12 protein-coding genes are annotated in these 17,200 nt (G+C 68.9%); 4 read left to right on the top strand and 8 right to left on the bottom strand.

Translation table 11 applies throughout. The features are described from left to right. Positions 1-4: 4 nt before the first annotated feature. The 3 genes from EK403_RS09510 to EK403_RS09500 are packed head-to-tail and all read right to left on the bottom strand — an operon-like array spanning position 5 to position 1,767. Positions 5-1,108, bottom strand: a complete 1,104-nt coding sequence (locus tag EK403_RS09510; RefSeq protein WP_128777262.1) for a threonine aldolase family protein — start codon at positions 1,106-1,108, stop codon at positions 5-7. A gap of 51 nt (positions 1,109-1,159) precedes the next feature. After that, positions 1,160-1,549, bottom strand: a complete 390-nt coding sequence (vapC, locus tag EK403_RS09505) for a type II toxin-antitoxin system VapC family toxin (protein ID WP_128777261.1) — start codon at positions 1,547-1,549, stop codon at positions 1,160-1,162. Then, positions 1,546-1,767, bottom strand: coding sequence for a type II toxin-antitoxin system VapB family antitoxin (locus tag EK403_RS09500; RefSeq protein ID WP_428979591.1), 222 nt, complete (start codon positions 1,765-1,767; stop codon positions 1,546-1,548). Before EK403_RS09500 ends, vapC begins: the two co-directional genes overlap by 4 nt. A 265-nt stretch (positions 1,768-2,032) precedes the next feature. Between EK403_RS09500 and gltB the strand changes: the two genes are divergently transcribed. Both gltB and EK403_RS09490 read left to right on the top strand, forming a co-directional pair. Then, on the top strand, positions 2,033-6,739 hold the full coding sequence (gltB, locus tag EK403_RS09495) for a glutamate synthase large subunit (protein ID WP_128777260.1): 4,707 nt from the start codon (positions 2,033-2,035) through the stop codon (positions 6,737-6,739). A gap of 168 nt (positions 6,740-6,907) precedes the next feature. Then, positions 6,908-8,332, top strand: a complete 1,425-nt coding sequence (locus EK403_RS09490) for a glutamate synthase subunit beta (RefSeq protein WP_128777259.1) — start codon at positions 6,908-6,910, stop codon at positions 8,330-8,332. Positions 8,333-8,533: 201 nt separating this feature from the next. On the opposite strand, the gene EK403_RS09485 is transcribed toward EK403_RS09490, so the two are convergent. The 3 genes from EK403_RS09485 to EK403_RS09475 form a co-directional block, all read right to left on the bottom strand. Continuing rightward, positions 8,534-8,917, bottom strand: a complete 384-nt coding sequence (locus EK403_RS09485) for a nuclear transport factor 2 family protein (protein ID WP_128777258.1) — start codon at positions 8,915-8,917, stop codon at positions 8,534-8,536. 70 nt (positions 8,918-8,987) lie between these two features. After that, entirely contained in the window at positions 8,988-10,550 is a 1,563-nt protein-coding gene (locus tag EK403_RS09480; protein WP_128777257.1) for an SGNH/GDSL hydrolase family protein, read from the bottom strand. A 51-nt stretch (positions 10,551-10,601) separates the two neighbouring features. After that, positions 10,602-11,741, bottom strand: coding sequence for a lytic murein transglycosylase (locus tag EK403_RS09475; RefSeq protein WP_206659519.1), 1,140 nt, complete (start codon positions 11,739-11,741; stop codon positions 10,602-10,604). A gap of 244 nt (positions 11,742-11,985) precedes the next feature. Between EK403_RS09475 and galU the strand changes: the two genes are divergently transcribed. Continuing rightward, positions 11,986-12,864, top strand: a complete 879-nt coding sequence (gene galU, locus EK403_RS09470; protein WP_128777256.1) for a UTP--glucose-1-phosphate uridylyltransferase GalU — start codon at positions 11,986-11,988, stop codon at positions 12,862-12,864. A 134-nt stretch (positions 12,865-12,998) separates the two neighbouring features. On the opposite strand, the gene EK403_RS09465 is transcribed toward galU, so the two are convergent. Both EK403_RS09465 and EK403_RS09460 read right to left on the bottom strand, forming a co-directional pair. Beyond that, on the bottom strand, positions 12,999-15,203 hold the full coding sequence (locus tag EK403_RS09465; RefSeq protein WP_128777255.1) for a TonB-dependent receptor: 2,205 nt from the start codon (positions 15,201-15,203) through the stop codon (positions 12,999-13,001). 248 nt (positions 15,204-15,451) lie between these two features. After that, a complete protein-coding gene (locus tag EK403_RS09460) occupies positions 15,452-16,957 on the bottom strand; it encodes an outer membrane beta-barrel protein (RefSeq protein WP_164919561.1) in 1,506 nt (501 codons plus the stop codon). On the opposite strand from EK403_RS09460, the gene EK403_RS22705 reads away from it, so the two are divergent. Further along, on the top strand, positions 16,956-17,200 hold a 245-nt coding region (locus EK403_RS22705), incomplete at its 3' end, for a hypothetical protein (RefSeq protein WP_206659518.1). The two genes, EK403_RS09460 and EK403_RS22705, sit on opposite strands and share 2 nt — an antisense overlap.

The following is a 17,200-nucleotide window of genomic DNA, read 5'->3' as shown; positions in this document are numbered from 1 at the left end:
AACTTCAGAACAGGGGCGTCCCGGGCGACCGGGACGCCTTTTTTGTGCGTCCGGGCGCCGCCCCGACCGCCGAAATAAAGGCGTCGATCTCGCGGTCTTCGGTCGCGAAGGAGGCGATCAGCCGCGCCATGGTCTCGCCGTCGCGGCCCGCCCGCGCGGGCGCGACCGACCGGCTGGTCCAGACGTAATAAGCCGCGCCCTGCGCCTGCAGCGCCTCGTGCAGCGGCCGCGGCAGCCAAACGAAGACCTCGTTGGCCTCGACGGGAAAGGCGAGCTTCAGCCCCCGCGCCTCGAGGCCGAGCGCGAGCTTCGCGGCGCTGGCGTTGGCGCGGCGGGCGAGATCGAGCCAGAGCCCGCCTTCGAGCAGCGCCTCGATCTGGGCCGCGACGAAACGGCCCTTGGACCAGGTGTGCCCTCCGCGCTTGCGGCGCTCGGCGAGGTTCTCGACGAGGTCCGGCGCGAACAGGACGATCGCTTCGGCCGCCATCGCCCCGTTCTTGGTGAAGCCGAAGGACAACGCCTCGACGCCGGCCTTCCAGGTGAGCTCCGCGGGGGTGCGGCCCGAGCTTGCGACCGCATTGGCGAAACGCGCCCCGTCCATGTGGACGCGCAGTCCCTTCTCGCGTGCGATCTCGGCGAGCGCCGCGACCTCGCCGGCGCGATAGACCGTTCCGGCCTCCGTCGCCTGGCTCAGCGTCAGCGCCTTGGGCGCGACATGGGTCGGCGGCGTCCAGAAGTCGCGCCCGAGCAGCGACCCGAGCGATTCAGGCGTCAGCTTGCCATCGAGGCCCGGAGCGCCCACCACCTTGGCGCCGTTGGTGAAGAATTCCGGCGCGCCGCATTCATCGTGCATGACATGCGCTTCCTCGTGTCCGATCACCGCGCCCCAGGGCGGCGTCATCTGGGCGAGCGAGAGCGCGTTCGCGGCCGTGCCGGTCGTCACCAGGAAGGCCGCGACCTCGCGCTCGAACACCTCGGACAGCATCGATTCGACGCGGGCGTTGACCTCGTCGTGGCCGTAAGGCCGCGCCGGTCCGCTGTTGGCTCGGGCGAGCGCCCCGAGGACCGCCTGATGGGCGGGCGCGATGTTGTCGCTGACGAGGTTCATGGGCTGGTTGGCTCGACGTGAAATTTAGGGCTCAGCTTCTCAAAGCGGCGGTCATGCGAGCCGCAGGCCGAGATGCGTGGCCATGGGGTCGAAATCGCGATCCTGATGGAGAAGCGAATAGCCGCGTTCGATGCAGAACGTCCCGATGATCAGATTCGTCGTCTTATCGACCGTAACGCCTACGGATCTCAGACGCCGATAATTCGCCGCGGTCTTCACAGCGATGGATCGATCGAGCATGCGCTCGAAGACGAATGTTCCCAAGAGTCGTTCAAGACGCTCAGCATGGCGTTCGTCGCGGGCGCCGCGCAGCACTTCGAGAAGCACGACGTCCCCGACGATGACGTCGTCGGCGTCGATGTCGCGCCTCAGCCGGTCTACCTTCGGGCCGGCCTGATCCCGGACCAGCGCAATGACGACAGAGCTGTCGACGACGATCAAAGCGGCTCGGCCGGCTCTTCACGGCGCATCTGGTCGAGGTCGCCTTCCCAGCCGAGCCCGCGAAGCTCTTCGATGGCGCGACGGCGGCGGGCGGTGGCGATCAAGCGCCGAAGGGCCTCCTCCACCGCCGCCTTCTTGGTCTTGAGCCCCAAAGCCTCCATCGCTTCCTTGAGAAGCGCCTCGTCGATGTCGATGTTGGTCCGCACCGCGGCCTCCATGTGTATCGGACGCCCAATCTATACACACCGCCTCGTCCGTCCAATGACGCCTTGACGCTGGCGCTTTACCGGCCGACCGTTTTCTGATTAAAGACGCCGGAATAGGACAGCAAGGCTGTCCATTTGCGGCGATGGCCGCTCGTCACCAGTTTCGCCGGGGCGAAGACGTCGGAGCAATCCGCCGGCATGGCTCCGGCCGCGCCGCGCCTTCGGCGCAAAACATGCATGGGCGTTTTGCCTGCAAGACCGGATCATGGGGATCGCCATGTCTGAGACGATCAAGACCGGAAGTCTGCCTCGCGCGGAGGACGCGGCGACGCGTCGCCTGACCGTGATCGATCCCGGCATGCCCAAGGCCCAGGGCCTCTACGATCCGCGCATGGAGAAGGACTCCTGCGGCGTGGGCTTCGTGGCCGACATGAAGGGGCGCAAGAGCCACACGATCATCGAGCACGGCATCAAGATCCTCGAGAATCTCGAGCATCGCGGCGCCGTGGGCGCCGACCCGCGCGCCGGCGACGGCGCCGGCATGCTGGTGCAGATCCCGCACAGATTTTTCGCGGCGGAGGCCGAGCGGCTCGGTTTCTCGCTGCCGGAGCCTGGCCACTACGCGGTCGGCCATGGCTTCGGCCCGCGCGATTCCGCGGCGCTCGAGTCCATCCGCACGGCGCTCGAGCGCGCCATCGCGAGCGAGGGGCACACGCTGCTCGGCTGGCGCGAGGTCCCGACCGACAACTCCTCGCTCGGCGAGAGCGTGAAGCCGACCGAGCCGACGCAGTTCCAGGTGTTCATCGGCCGCGCGCCCTCGATCGAGGACGAGGACGAGTTCGAGCGCCGCCTGTTCATCCTGCGCAAGATCGTCTCGAACGAGGTCTATGGCGCGAGCCCCGCGGGCTCGGCCTATTACCCGGTGTCGCTCAGCTGCCGGACCATCGTCTACAAGGGCATGTTCCTGGCCGACCAGCTGGCGTCCTACTATCCGGACCTGCGCGACGAGCGCTTCGAGAGCGCGCTCGCGCTCGTGCATCAGCGGTTCTCGACCAACACCTTCCCGGCCTGGTCGCTCGCCCATCCCTACCGGATGGTCGCGCACAATGGCGAGATCAACACGCTGCGCGGCAACGTCAACTGGATGGCGGCGCGGCAGGCCTCGGTCGATTCGGAACTCTACGGCAACGACATCTCGAAGCTCTGGCCCATCAGCTATGAGGGCCAGTCCGACACCGCCTGCCTCGACAACGCGCTCGAATTCCTGGTTCGCGGCGGCTACAGCCTGGTGCACGCCATGATGGTGCTGGTGCCGGAGGCCTGGGCCGGCAACCCGCTGATGGACGAGGACCGGCGCGCCTTCTACGAGTACCATGCGGCCGTCATGGAGCCGTGGGACGGGCCGGCCGCGATCGCCTTCACGGACGGCCGCCAGATCGGCGCGACCCTCGACCGCAACGGCCTGCGGCCCGCGCGCTGGTTCCAGACCGACGACGACCTCGTGGTGATGGCCTCCGAAATGGGTGTGCTGCCCGTGCCGGAGGAGAAGATCATCCGCAAGTGGCGGCTGCAGCCGGGCCGCATGCTGCTGATCGACCTCGAGCAGGGCCGCATCGTCTCCGACGAGGAGATCAAGGCGAGCCTGACCACCGCGCGTCCCTACAGGGACTGGCTGAAGCGCACCCAGCTCGTGCTCGAGGACCTGCCGGACGCGGCCCCCGCCGCGCCGCGCAAGCAGGCGAGCCTGCTCGATCGCCAGCAGGCCTTCGGCTACACTCAGGAGGACGTGAAGCTGCTGATGTCGCCGATGGCGACCACGGGACAGGAAGCCGTCGGCTCGATGGGCACCGACACGCCGCTGTCGGCGCTCTCGCGCCAGTCGAAGCTGCTCTACTCCTACTTCAAGCAGAACTTCGCGCAGGTCACGAACCCGCCGATCGACCCGATCCGCGAGGAGCTCGTGATGAGCCTCGTGTCGTTCATCGGTCCGCGCCCGAACCTCTTCGACCTTGAGGGCGCGTCGAAGAAGAAGCGGCTTGAGGTGCGCCAGCCGATCCTCACCAATGAGGATCTGGAGAAGATCCGTGCGATCGACGACCTCGCCGAGAGCCAGTTCCAGTCACGCACGCTCGACACCACCTACCCGGCCGAGAAGGGCGCGGCCGGCATGGAGGACGCGATCGAGCGGCTCTGCGAACGCGCGCGGTCCGCTGTGCATGGCGGTTTCAACATCGTGGTGCTGTCGGACCGGCTGGTCGGGCCGGGGCGGATCGCGATCCCCGCGCTGCTCGCGACCGCGGCGGTGCATCACCATTTGATCCGCAAGGGCCTCAGAACCTCGGTCGGGCTCGTCATCGAATCCGGCGAGCCGCGCGAAGTGCACCATTTCGCGGTGCTGGCGGGCTACGGCGCCGAGGCCATCAATCCCTATCTCGCCTTCGAGACGCTGGAGCAGATGCACCAGGCGCTCGACTTCCCCGAGCGCGTCGACGCGGTCGAGGTGCGCGCCCGCTACATCAAATCGATCGGCAAGGGCCTGCTCAAGGTCATGTCCAAGATGGGCATCTCGACCTACCAGTCCTATTGCGGCGCGCAGATCTTCGACGCGATCGGCCTCTCGAAGGAGTTCGTCGACAAGTTCTTCTTCGGCACCGCGACCCCGGTCGGCGGCGTCGGCCTCGCCGAGGTCGCGGAAGAAACCGTTCGCCGGCACATGCTCGCCTTCTCGGACGTTCCGATCCTGCGCACTGCGCTCGACGTCGGCGGCGAATACGCCTACCGCATCCGCGGCGAGGACCACGCCTGGTCGCCGACCTCGGTGGCCGACCTGCAGCACGCCGTGCGCACGCGCTCCTACGCAAAATATGAGGAGTTCGCGCGCGAGCTGAACGAGCAGTCCGAGCGGCTGCTGACGCTGCGCGGCCTGTTCCGCATCCGGAACGCCAAGGAGCGCGGCCGCGAGCCGGTCTCGATCGACGACGTCGAGCCCGCATCCGAGATCGTCAAGCGGTTCTCGACCGGCGCGATGTCGTTCGGCTCGATCTCGCGCGAGGCGCACGAGACGCTCGCCATCGCGATGAACCGCATCGGCGGCAAGTCCAACACCGGCGAGGGCGGCGAGGAGCCGGAGCGTTACCGGCCGCTCGCCAACGGCGATTCCAAGCGCTCGGCCATCAAGCAGGTGGCGTCGGGCCGCTTCGGCGTGACGGCCGAGTACCTGGTCAATTCCGACATGATCCAGATCAAGGTGGCGCAGGGCGCGAAGCCCGGCGAAGGCGGCCAGCTGCCCGGCCACAAGGTCGACGCCGCGATCGCCAAGGTGCGCCGCTCGACCCAAGGGGTCGGTCTGATCTCGCCGCCGCCGCACCACGACATCTACTCGATCGAGGATCTGGCGCAGCTCATCTACGACCTGAAGAACGTCAATCCGTCCTCGGGCATCTCGGTGAAGCTGGTCTCCGAGGTCGGCGTCGGCACGGTCGCGGCCGGCGTCGCCAAGGCGCGCGCCGACCACATCACGATCTCGGGCTTCGAAGGCGGCACCGGCGCGAGCCCCCTCACCTCGCTGAAGCACGCCGGCGGCCCGTGGGAGACCGGCCTCGCCGAGACCCAGCAGACGCTCGTCATGAACCGGCTGCGCGGCCGCGTGCGGCTGCAGGTCGACGGCGGCCTGCGCACCGGCCGCGACGTGCTGGTCGGGGCGCTGCTTGGGGCCGACGAGTTCGGCTTCTCGACGGCTCCGCTTATCGCGGCCGGCTGCTTGATGATGCGGAAGTGCCACCTCAACACCTGCCCGGTCGGCATCGCGACCCAGGACCCGGTGCTTCGGAAGCGCTTCAAGGGCACGCCCGAGAACGTCATAGACTACCTGTTCTTCGTCGCCGAGGAGGTGCGCGGCCTGCTCGCCGAGATGGGCTTCACCAGGCTCGCCGACGTGACCGGCCGCTCCGACCTCTTGGACAAGCGCGAGGCGATCGGCCACTGGAAGGCGCGCGGCCTCGACTTCTCGAGGCTGTTCGCCAAGCCCGTGGTCGGCTCCGACGTCGCGATCCGCCACGCCGAGGCGCAGGACCACCACCTCGAAAAGGTGCTCGACCGCGACCTGATCGAGGCCGCGCGGCCCGCGATCGAGAACGGCGAGCCGGTGGTGATCGAGCGCAAGATCGTCAGCCGCAACCGATCGGCGGGCGCCATGCTTTCGGGCGAGATCGCCAGGCGCTACGGCAGCGCGGGCCTGCCCGACGACACGGTGATCGTGAAGCTGACCGGCACCGCCGGCCAGAGCTTCGGCGCGTTCCTCGCGGCGGGCGTCACCATCGATCTCACGGGCGAGGCCAACGACTATGTCGGCAAGGGCCTGTCGGGCGGGCGCATCATCATCCGGCCGGCGAAGAACGCCGGCATCGTCGCGGAAGAGTCGATCATCGTCGGCAACACCGTGCTCTACGGCGCGATCGAGGGCGAGTGCTACTTCCGCGGCGTCGCGGGCGAGCGCTTCGCAGTGCGCAACTCCGGCGCGATCGCGGTCGTCGAAGGCGCCGGCGACCATGGCTGCGAATACATGACCGGCGGCGTGGTCGTGGTGCTCGGCCGCACCGGGCGCAATTTCGCGGCCGGCATGTCGGGCGGCGTGGCCTATGTGCTGGACGAGGCCGGCGACTTCGCGGCGCGCTGCAACCTGTCCATGGTCGACCTCGAGCCGGTGCCCGAGGAGGAGGAGCTCATGCAGGAGCTCCACCACCATGGCGGCGACCTCGAATTCAAGGGCCGCATCCAGGTCGACCCGGACATGACGCGGCACGACGAGGAGCGGCTGAAGCAGCTCATCACCGCGCACATGACCCACACCGAGTCGGCCCGCGCCAAGCAGATCCTCGACGACTGGGCCAACTACCGGAACAAGTTCGTCAAGGTGATGCCGGTCGAGTACCGCCGGGCGCTGCAGGAGCTCGAGAAACGCCGCATGCCGCAGGCCGCGGAGTGAGGCGACGGGCAGGGTAGCCTCGTCATCCCGGACGGCCTATAGGCCGATCCGGGATCGTCTTCAGAACTGGTTTAATTCGTCTCGCGATCCCGGCTCTGCGGCGCGTCCCGCGCCCGCGGCCGAGATGACGAAACGGCAGAGAAAGGGCCTCCCCGGAGGAGACCGCGAATGGGCAAGGTCACTGGTTTTCTTGAGATCGAGCGGCAGGAGGCGCGGTATCAGCCGGCCTCCGACCGGATTCGGCATTTTCGCGAGTTCACGCTGCCGCTCTCGGACGCGGAGGTCGCCAAGCAGGCCGCGCGCTGCATGGATTGCGGCATCCCGTTCTGCCATGGGCCGCAGGGCTGCCCGGTCAACAACCAGATCCCGGACTGGAACGACCTCGTCTACGCCGACGACTGGCAGGAGGCCGCGCGCAACCTGCACTCGACCAACAACTTCCCCGAATTCACCGGCCGCATCTGCCCCGCGCCGTGCGAGGAAGCCTGCACTCTGAACCTCGAGAACATCCCGGTCGCGATCAAGACGGTCGAGCAGGCGATCGCCGACAAGGCGATCGCCAATGGCTGGGTGCCGCCGGAGCCGCCGGCGCACAAGACCGGCAAGCGCGTCGCCGTGGTGGGCTCCGGCCCCGCCGGCATGGCGGCCGCCCAGCAACTCGCCCGCGCCGGCCACGAGGTCCACGTCTATGAGCGCGAGCCGAAGGCCGGCGGCCTGATGCGCTACGGCATCCCGGACTTCAAGATGGAGAAGCGGCACATCGACTTTCGCGTGGAGCAGATGGAGGCCGAGGGCGTGGCCTTCCATTACGGCGTCAATGTCGGGAAGGACATGGCCGTCTCCGAGCTCGTCGACGAGCACGACGCCGTGCTGTTCGCGGGCGGCGCCGAGGACCCGCGCGATCCGGGCCTGCCCGGCCAGGACCTCAAGGGCGTGCACTACGCCATGCCGTTCCTGGTGCAGCAGAACCGCCGCGTCGGTTTCGAGAACGACATTCCCGAGGAGCATGTCGACGCCGGCGGCAAGCATGTCGTGGTGATCGGCGGCGGCGACACGGCGAGCGACTGTATCGGGACCTCGTTCCGGCAGGGCGCCATCACGGTCACGCAGATCGACATCCGGCCCACGCCGCCGAAGATCGAAGACAAGCTGATGACCTGGCCCTACTGGCCAATGAAGTTCCGCACCTCGTCCTCGCAGGCAGAGGGCGCGGAGCGCGAATTCGCGGCGGTCACGCTCGGCATGGAAGGCCGCGACGGCAAGGTCACGGGCATCCGCTGCGCCCGCGCCGACGCCAAGCGCAAGCCGATCGAGGGCACCGAGTTCACGATCAGGGCCGACCTGGTCTTCATTGCGCTCGGCTTCCGCGGGCCGATGATGCAGGGGCTCGTCGAGGAGTCCGGGGTCGCGCTCGACAAGCGCGGCAACGTGCTGGCCGACGATCTGAGCTACGTGACTTCAAATCCGAAAGTGTTCGCCGCCGGGGACATGCGCCGCGGGCAGTCGCTCGTGGTCTGGGCGATCCGCGAGGGCCGTCAGGCCGCGCACGCAATCGACATCTTCCTGATGGGCTCGACGGCGCTGCCGCGGTGAGGCGGCGAAGGGCGCTACGTAACGCTGAGACCGTTCCAGTCAGGTGGCACGCCCCAGGCAGAAGCGTCATTCCGGGCTTGTCCCGGAATCCATAAACGATGCGCTCTCAATAGCTTGGCAACGACAGCGGCAATGGATCCCGGCACTCCGGCCGGGATGACGGGCTGAGTTTCTCCGCCTCGATTTGAACAGCCCCGCCGCTCAGAACATCCCGTTCGGGTTGGCGGAATTTTCGGGCAGGACCTGCAGCACGTCCCAGTGCTCGACGATTTTGCCGGCGCCGTCGAGCCGGAAGATGTCCATGGCCGCATAGTCATGGTCCCCCGGCCAGTGCTGAAGACAATGCAGCACGACCAGATCGCCCTCGGCGACCGCCCGCTTCACCTCGACCCGCTTGCCCGGCCACTCGCGCGCCATGCGCTCGAAATAGGCGATGAAGCCGTCCTTGCCGGTCGCCACATGCGGGTTGTGCTGGATGTACTCGGCGCCGGAGTAACGCTCAATCGCCTCGCGCGGCCGGCAGTCGTTGAACATCAGCTTATAGAAGGCGATCACGTTCGCCTTATGCTGCGCAGAGTCGCTCATGCCGCCATCCTGACACGGGAAGGGCGCCCGAGGCGCCCCTTCAAAGTCCCGAAAACCCGCCGCTCCGGAATCAATGCTGCGGCTGCTCCGCCATCGGTCGGGGATCGGTGATCGAGGGCGGCGCGGACAGCTGCTCCGGTTCTGGCTTCGCCTCAGCGGTCGCCGGCGCGACGGGCTTGCTCTCGACCGACGCCGGCTGCGGCTTCGGGCTCTCCGCCCCCGGCCACCGGTGATCGTCCATCCGGCCGGGATCGGCCTCCGGGGCCTCGCCATTCACCAGCACGCGCGCCGCCGAGGCCGAGGCGTCGCGCGCCGGGACCGGCAGCGGGGTCGCGGCAGCAAGCGCGCCGCCTTGCGATCGCCGCGGCGCGGTCAGCACCATCACCGGGCTGGAGATCGGACGCGGCTGCTCCGCCGCAGGCGGCTGCGCGGCGTTCGGGCCGGCTTCCGGCGAGATCGCGGCGACGGCCGGGTCCGGCGTCGCGGGCTTGGGCTGGAAGACCTTGCGGATCTCCTGCTCGGCGTAATGCGCGAGCTTGCGCGCGCCAGCCTTCGAGTAATGCACCCCGTCGTCCATCCGGAGCCGCCCGATCTGGCCGTCGAGCTGGGGCCCGACCTCGGCGTAGACGCCGTCCTCGTCGACGAAGCCCTCCCAGACGTCGACATAGGTTCCGCCCGCGGCCTCGACGCGCTCGCGAGCGATCGCGTTGATGGCGATATGGTCGGCGGTCGCCCGGCGGTTCCCGCTTGCCGCCAATCCCACCCAGTAGATCGGGATCTTGCGCTCCTTGAAGGGCGCCAGCATCGCGTCGATCCGCTCGGCGTAGCGCTTCTTCCACTCGTCGGAGAGCGGCGGTTCGCGGCGGATGTCGAGGAAGGGCTGGCGGTCGTTCACGCCGACGTCGAACACCGCATAGGTGATCGGCCCGGACTCGATCGCCTTGCGGGCCTCAGCGACGAAGTCGTGATAGTCGGCGCGCACAAGGCCTGCGTTTGGCTTGGTGAAGCGCTTCACCTGAAGCTCGGGCGCATCGGCGAAGCCCTCCTGCAGGCCGGCCGCCAGCCCGTCCGCGATGCTGTCGCCGATCACCGCCACGAAGGTCGTGGGCTCGACCGGCGCCGGAGGCGGAGCCGCCGCCTGCCCGGCCGGATCGCCGGCCGGCGGAACCCCGGCCACGGCTGGGGCGCCGGGCGCCGCGGGGGCCGGCGGTCGTGCTGCCTCGACGGGCGGAGGCGGCGGACGGCGGCGCGGACGCCGGACCTTTGGGCGCACCTCGACCGCGCCGGGATCGGCCCGGGCGCGCCAGCTCGAGTCCTCCTCCTCGTCGCGGCCGCCGCCGAACAGGCGCTCGAAGAAACCCGGCTGGCGACGGGGCTCGGCCTCCTCACGACGGACGCCCCCGCGCCGCTCGGCGTTGCGTCGCGCCACGGCGTCGCGGCTGTAGTAGCGCGTCCTGCGCTCAAAATAGTCGTCGTCGTCGACGCGGCGGCGCTCGCGATAGACCCGCTCGCCGCGCGGTGGACTGTCGTCATAGGACCGTCCGAACCAGCCCTGCGCGCGGGCGTCGCCGTCCATGACGAGGAACGACGCGACGGCGGCCAGCGCCGCCGCGATGATGGCGAGCCTAGTCATCAGATCAAATCTAGCACGCGACGGCCCGAGGGCCAACGCGAGGGCCGCCGGTCAGCGGGCCGTCTTCATCCGCCTCAGCAGCGAGACGCTCGCGTAGCCGTCCGCCGTGACGCCCTGCGTCTGCTGGAACGAGATGATGGCGTTGCGGGTCGCCGGGCCGATCTTGCCGTCCGGCGCGCCGACGTCGAAGCCGCGCCTGGCCAGCAGCGACTGCAGCTCCATGCGGCCCTGCTCGTCGAGCGGCTTGTCGTGGTTCGGCCAATCGGTCGCGATCGGTCCCGCGCCGCGGATGCGGTCGGCGAGGTGGCCGACGGCGAGCGCGTAGGTGTCGGCGTTGTTGTAGCGCTTGATGACCCTGAAATTGCCCGAAAGCATGAAGGTCGGGCCGTTCGCGCCAGCAGGCGCGAAGCGCTTCGCGGCCGCGGCCGGCAGAGCGCCGCCGTCGACGCGGCGCGCCGTGCCCGGCGAGACCTCGTAGCCCCAGCTCACGCCGTTCCGCCAGCCGTGCTTCTTGAGGTAATTGGCTGTCGAGGCGAGCGCGTCGGGCACCGAGGTCCAGATGTCGCGCCTGCCGTCGCCGTCGCCGTCGGCCGCATAGGACTTGAAGCTCGTCGGCATGAACTGCGTATGGCCCATCGCGCCGGCCCAGGAGCCGATCATGTTCTCGGGCGCGACATGTCCCTGCTGGAGGATCACCAGCGCCGCGATCAGCTCGCGCCGGAAGAAGTCGGGCCGCCGGCTCTGGCAACAGGCGAGCGTCGCCAGCGCGTCGACGACGTTGTGGCCGCCCATCTGGTCGCCGTAATTCGTCTCGAGCCCCCAGACCGAGAGGATCACAAAGCGGTCGACGCCCGTAGCGCGCTCGAGCCGCGTCAGCACCGCCCCGTATTTCTGCAGGTTCTCACGGCCCTTGGCGATCCGCGTGTCGGACACACGCGTGTCGACATATTGCGCCATCGTCTGCCGGAATTCGGGCTGGACCTTCGACTTCTCGATCGCCTCGGCGTCGTATTTCAGGCCGCGGAACGCACGCTCGAAGGTCGCCTCGCTGACGCCCGCCTTCATGGCGTCGGGCTTCAGCCTCGCGACGAAGGCCTGAAAGCGCGCCTCCTGGGCGAAAGCCGGGGGGCTGGCGACGACGGCCGCGGCGAACGCCAGTCCGATCAGTCCGAAGCGGCGCATGCGGCTCATGACGATCCCTCCGCTGGTCCAGGCTCGCCGCCGGGGGCGCGCCTCTGGTTTGCGTGCGTGTCTTTCAGGATACGCGGCGAAGTTAGCATCCGGTTAACCCTATGGCCCCTGCGGTATCAAGGCGCCGTGATTGAAGGGTTCTTCCGTCCATGGGCTTTACGGGGACGGTCCAATGCCCAATTACGGCGCGGAAATACCAAGCCAAGACGGCCAATCTGCGGCCGCCGATTCTCAGGGAGACCCGATGCCTCGCCCGATCCGCAAAGCTGTCTTTCCCGTCGCCGGCCTCGGCACGCGCTTCCTGCCCGCCACCAAGGCGGTGCCGAAGGAGATGCTGACGGTGGTGGACAAGCCCGTCATCCAGCATGTGGTCGACGAGGCGCGCGAGGCCGGCATCGAGCATTTCGTCTTCGTGACGGGGCGCAACAAGGCGGTGATCGAGGATCACTTCGACAAGCAGTACGAACTTGACGACACCCTCGCCCGCCGGAACAAAGCGGAGGCGATGGAGATTCTGAAGGGCCAGCTGCCCAAGGCCGGGACCACCAGCTTCACGCGCCAGCAGGAGCCGCTCGGGCTCGGCCACGCGGTCTGGTGCGCGCGCGACATCGTGGGCGACGAGCCGTTCGCGCTGATCCTGCCCGACATGCTGCACCAGGCGAAGCGCTCCTGCCTCGCGGAGATGATCGAGGTCTACGAGGAGGCCGGCGGCGGCAACGTCGTCTCGGTCTACGAGGTGCCGGACGACCAGACGCATCAATACGGCATCGTCGGCCGCGGCGAGGACGTCGGCAAAGGCTTCCGGATGACCTCGATGGTCGAGAAGCCGAAGAAGGGCACGGCCCAGTCGAACCTCGCGATCTCCGGCCGCTACATCCTGCAGCCCGAGATCTTCGGCCTGATCGAGAAGCAGAAGCCGGGCGCCGGCGGCGAGATCCAAATCACCGATTCGATGCTGACGCTCGCCAAATCCCAGACCTTCTCGGGCTTCGCGTTCAAGGGACGGGTGTTCGACACGGGCTCGAAGCTCGGCTTCCTCGCCGCCAACGTCGCCTACGGCCTCGCCCGCGACGAGATCGCGGGCGAGCTCCGGCAGGAGATCGAGGGGCTGCTCAAGGGGTGACCTGCGGCGCTCGGCTTTCGGTCGGCGCGCACGTTCGAGCGCTGACCGATGCAGGTCCGCCGACCGCGTGGGATGCTCGATTGGTCCGCGACCGCTATGGTCGCCTAGCGAGAAACGAAGTCCGCTCGCTGCTGTCAGAACCGCGCAGCCACGAAGGCCCGGACATTTGCGCCAGGCAGCAGGATTTCGTCCTTCTTGAAGGACGCGGCGTTCCGGATGCGCTCGTCGAGCAGGTTGTCTCCCGCGATCCCGAGGGTGACCTCCTTCAGGCGCGCGCCGGGCTCGTCGAACCGGCGCGTCCAGCTCGCTTCGGCCTTCAGCCGGTCGTAGCCGGGGGTGCGGGTCTCAAACTCGGCCGTCCGGTTCTGGGCGAAGGCGTGGGTCAGCCCGACCTTGAGGAAAAGCCCCTCGTCGTGACGCCAGTAGACCCCGCCGCCGAGGCGATGCGGCGGGATGCGCGGGACGTTGGAGCCGCCCGACAGGGTCGCCCTGACGAAGTCGTAGGACGCGTCGAAGCCGAGGGTCGATCGGCTGAAGCGGAACGCGTCAAGCTGCGCGGCGATCTCCGCTCCTCGAAAGGTCGCGTCGCGCTGTGAGTAGACGGACTGGTCGAACTCGTCCTCGACGCCGCAGCTGTCGAAGTCGTGGCCGCATTTCACGCCGGTCAGCCGGCGGTAGATGAAGCCGTCGAAGCGGGTGACATAGGCGCTGGCGTCGAACCGCAGCAGCCCTTCGGCGCGGCGCAGCCCGACCTCGAGCGAGGTCGCGCGCTCGAGCTCCAGGTCGGAATCGCCGATCTCGAACAGGCCCTGCGCGTGGTGCGAGCCCCGCGAGAACAGCTCGAGCGCCGCCGGCGCGCGTTCGCTGTAGCGGCCGCTGACGCTCGCCACGAACCCGTGGGGCAGACTCTGCAGCGCCGCGAGGCTTGCGCTGACCGGCGAGAAGCTTCTGTCGCGCTTCTCAGTCTCGAGCGGCGATCCGTCAGGCGTGAGGCCGGGGAAGATCGTCGCCGCGCCGTCGACGCTCGCCCGCTCGATGCGGCCGGCGCCCTGCACCCGGAACCCGCCGCCGAAATCGATCTCCTCGAACACATAGGCGGCGACGTTGCGCGAATCGGTCGGCGCGATCAGCGATCCGGCCTCGCCCGACGTGCGCAGTTCGCGGTAGCCGGCCTGGACGCCGAGCACGCCCGTAACCATCCCGAAGGCCAATGCCGCCGGGCGATGCTGCAACTCCACCCGCCCCTCGGTCTCGCGGTTCCGGAAGACCGCGTGCACGCCGTCCTCGCCATGCTCGTGCCCATGGCCGTCATGGTCGTGATGCTCGTGGCCATGCTCGTCTTCATGCTCGTGCTCGAGGCCGAGTTCCCGGTGGCGGTATCTCGACCCGTTGACCCAGAACCGCACCGCCTCGAACGGACCGCCGTCGAAGCGATGTTCGCCGCGCGCCTGGAGCTTGTCCTGCTCGGGATCGAGCCGCGTGTTGAGCTCGGCCGCCTCCCCGCCCGGCACGTGATAGAGCGACTCGTAGCGGCTGTAGGCGACGCCGAAGAACCCGCTGTCGTAGACGCGCGAGAGGCCGACCGAGCCGCCCGTCGCCCGGGCCGCGGAGTTGTCCTGCCGTCCGTCGGGCGTGTCGTAGTCTCCGCTCCGCGACCGGAAGCCGTCGGCGTGGATCACGACGCCGTCGGCGCCCGCCTGCATCCTTACGGCCGCGTCCCGCCCTCCGTCGACCGACGACAGCCCCGCGAGAGCGTCCGCGGAAAAGCCGCCCGGCGGCTCGAAGGCCGGAACGCGCTGGTTCTCGGCCGATACGACGCCGCCGATCGCGGCGGAGCCGAAGCGCAGCGTCGCCGGCCCACGGATGACCTCGACGCGGTCGTCGACCAGCGGATTGATCGGCACGGCGTGATCCTCGCCGAGCGCCGAGACGTCATGGACGCCGAGCCCGTTCTCCAGGATGCGGACGCGCGGGCCGTCGAGGCCGCGGATGATCGGGCGGTCGGCGGCGCCCGGCGCGAAGCCCGATCCGGCGATCCCCGGGCGGTCCGAAAGCGCGTCCGCCAACGTCTTCGGCTGCGCGCGGACGATCTCGGACCGCGGCGTCACGGTCATGGCCGAAAAAGCCTGGTCGATGACGGGCAGCACGCCGGGCGCCGAAGCCCCGTCGGACGCCGTCCGGCGCTCGTCGACGATCGGGCTCGGCGAGGTGACGAAGATCTCCTCGAGTTCGACCGTCTCGGCGGGCGCCGGGCCGGCGCAGAAGACGCTCGCGAGCGCCGCTCCCCCAACCACGCGCCAATTGCGGCGCGCCCTGGCGTCCTGTCCTGTGCGAGCCATGATGATCCCCGATAGGTTATGTTATAATATAACACAATATGGACTACGGATGTCCAGGGGGATGCGTCCCGCGACGCGCCGGGTTTGGTCGACAGGCGCGGGTCGCGATGATGGGCGCGTTCCTTTCTCCCCTTGTGGGAGAAAGCGGCCGACGGCGAAGCCGGTCGGACGAGGGGCGACGGCGTTCCGGGGAGAAGGCGACGCCGTCGCCCTCACCCTAATCTCTCGCGCGAGGGAAGAGGGACGCCTCAGCGCCTCAGCCGCAGGCCGATCTCGATGATCGTCGCGTCGTAGTCGTCATTGGGGATTGAGCTGTCGAGCCAGAGCTTCTCGAGGCTTCCGGTCAGCGCGAGGCTGCGCGTCAGGCGGTATTCAGTCTCGAGGCCGAGCGTGAAGGCGTCGTCGATGCGGGCCGAACCCTTGTAGTCGGCGCGGTCGAAGCTCGCCTTCGCCGTGACGCTCCAGTTCCGCCGGAGGAAATGCTCGACCGAGAGACCGAGATTGCGGCTCAGCACGCCGGCCGAGTTCTGCAGCGTGGTCTCTTGCAGGGCTGACTTCGCCGACAGCCTCACGGTTGTGAGCGCGGACGGCGCCCAGGCGATCTCGCCGTCGACCAGCAGGCCCTCGATCGGCTTGAAGCTCTTGTCCTTCGGCGTCTGCCGGCCATAGCCCACCGCGGCCTCGCCGGTGACGAGCCGCGACATCTCGAAGCGCGCGCCGGTCCGAAGCGCATAGCCGTCCGAGCCGAGGCGGCGGCGGTCCTCGACGATCTCATTGTCGTCGTTGATCGCGTTGTTGGAGAATTTCCTGTCGTAGTCGCGGGTGACGAACCCCGCCTCGACGAAGGGCTCGAGCCGCGGCGACACCTCGTAGGAGGCGCGCAGCCGCGCCTCGTAGGCGTTGTAGGCGCGGTCGGAATTGTCGAGCGTCCCGCCGCCCGTGAGCTTGGCGTCGTCGACCGTGTAGCGGTCCACCAGCCCGTCGAGCCGCAGGCTCAGGCGGTTGAAGCGTTGCGCCACGCCGAGCGTCGCGCCGGCCGACCGGGTGAGCTCGTCGCCCTTGACGCTGTTGGGGGTCTCTGGATCACCCGGCCGCGAGGCGGCGAGCGAGGCGCGCAGCTCCGAATTGATCTGGGTGCGCTCGGTGACGTCGAGCCGGCCGGTCGCGGCCGCGCTGACCTCCGGCTCGAACCCAGGGTCGGGAAGGTCCAGATATCTTCGGATCTGACCGCTCGCGCGGATGCCGACCTCGTGACGCGACCAGTCGGTGCGGCCGTCGATCTCGCCACGCAGGCGCAGGAACCTCGAGCCTTTGCCGCCCTCGGGCAGCCGGTCGGGATTGTCGTCATAGCCGCCGGCGGCCTCCAGCGAGGGGCGCAGGACGAAGGGACCGGCCTCGACGCCGAGCGGCGCGTAAGGGTCGTCGGCCGTCCCGCGGGGAGACGGAAGTCGGACCGGCCGGAACCCCCGCGGGGCTGCGCCGAGCGGGTCGGACAGGATCGTCGGGGCGATGGTCGCGGCGCTGCTCTCCGGCCGGCTCGCGATGCCGTAGTCGCCGCCGGCGAGCGGCTGCTGCTCGGTCGGCTGGGCGCCGTAGTCGCCGCCCGCCAGACCGCCCTCCCCGCCCGCGAGCGCGTTCGCGTCAAGCCGCCGCAACGGCTCGTCGCCGGGCGCGTCCTGCGCGCGCGCGCCGGCCGCGGACAGGACCGTAGAGGCGACAAGTACGGCCTGGAGGATCGCGCGGCGGCGGGACATGTCTTCCTTCGACCGCGAGGCCGCGCGCCCGGGACGCGGCGTCATGGTTAACGACCATGAAACCGGCATGGTTAACAAAATGTTGCGCTGCTTTTCGCCTCGCCCTGCCGAGGTGCGGGCTCTTAACGGAAGTGGTAGAGAGTGGATCGCGGCTCGGTGGACGGACCGCAGTCAGTTTTTTGATCGCCTGGGAGTTCTCCGTCTGATGGGGCAGCCGCTTCGCACCGCCGCCACGCCTGTCGC

Origin of the sequence: Hansschlegelia zhihuaiae (genome assembly GCF_004103825.1) — a bacterium.
In the GTDB taxonomy this organism is placed as follows: Bacteria; Pseudomonadota; Alphaproteobacteria; order Rhizobiales; family Methylopilaceae; genus Methylopila; species Methylopila zhihuaiae.
This window is presented reverse-complemented; position numbering and strand designations above follow the sequence as displayed.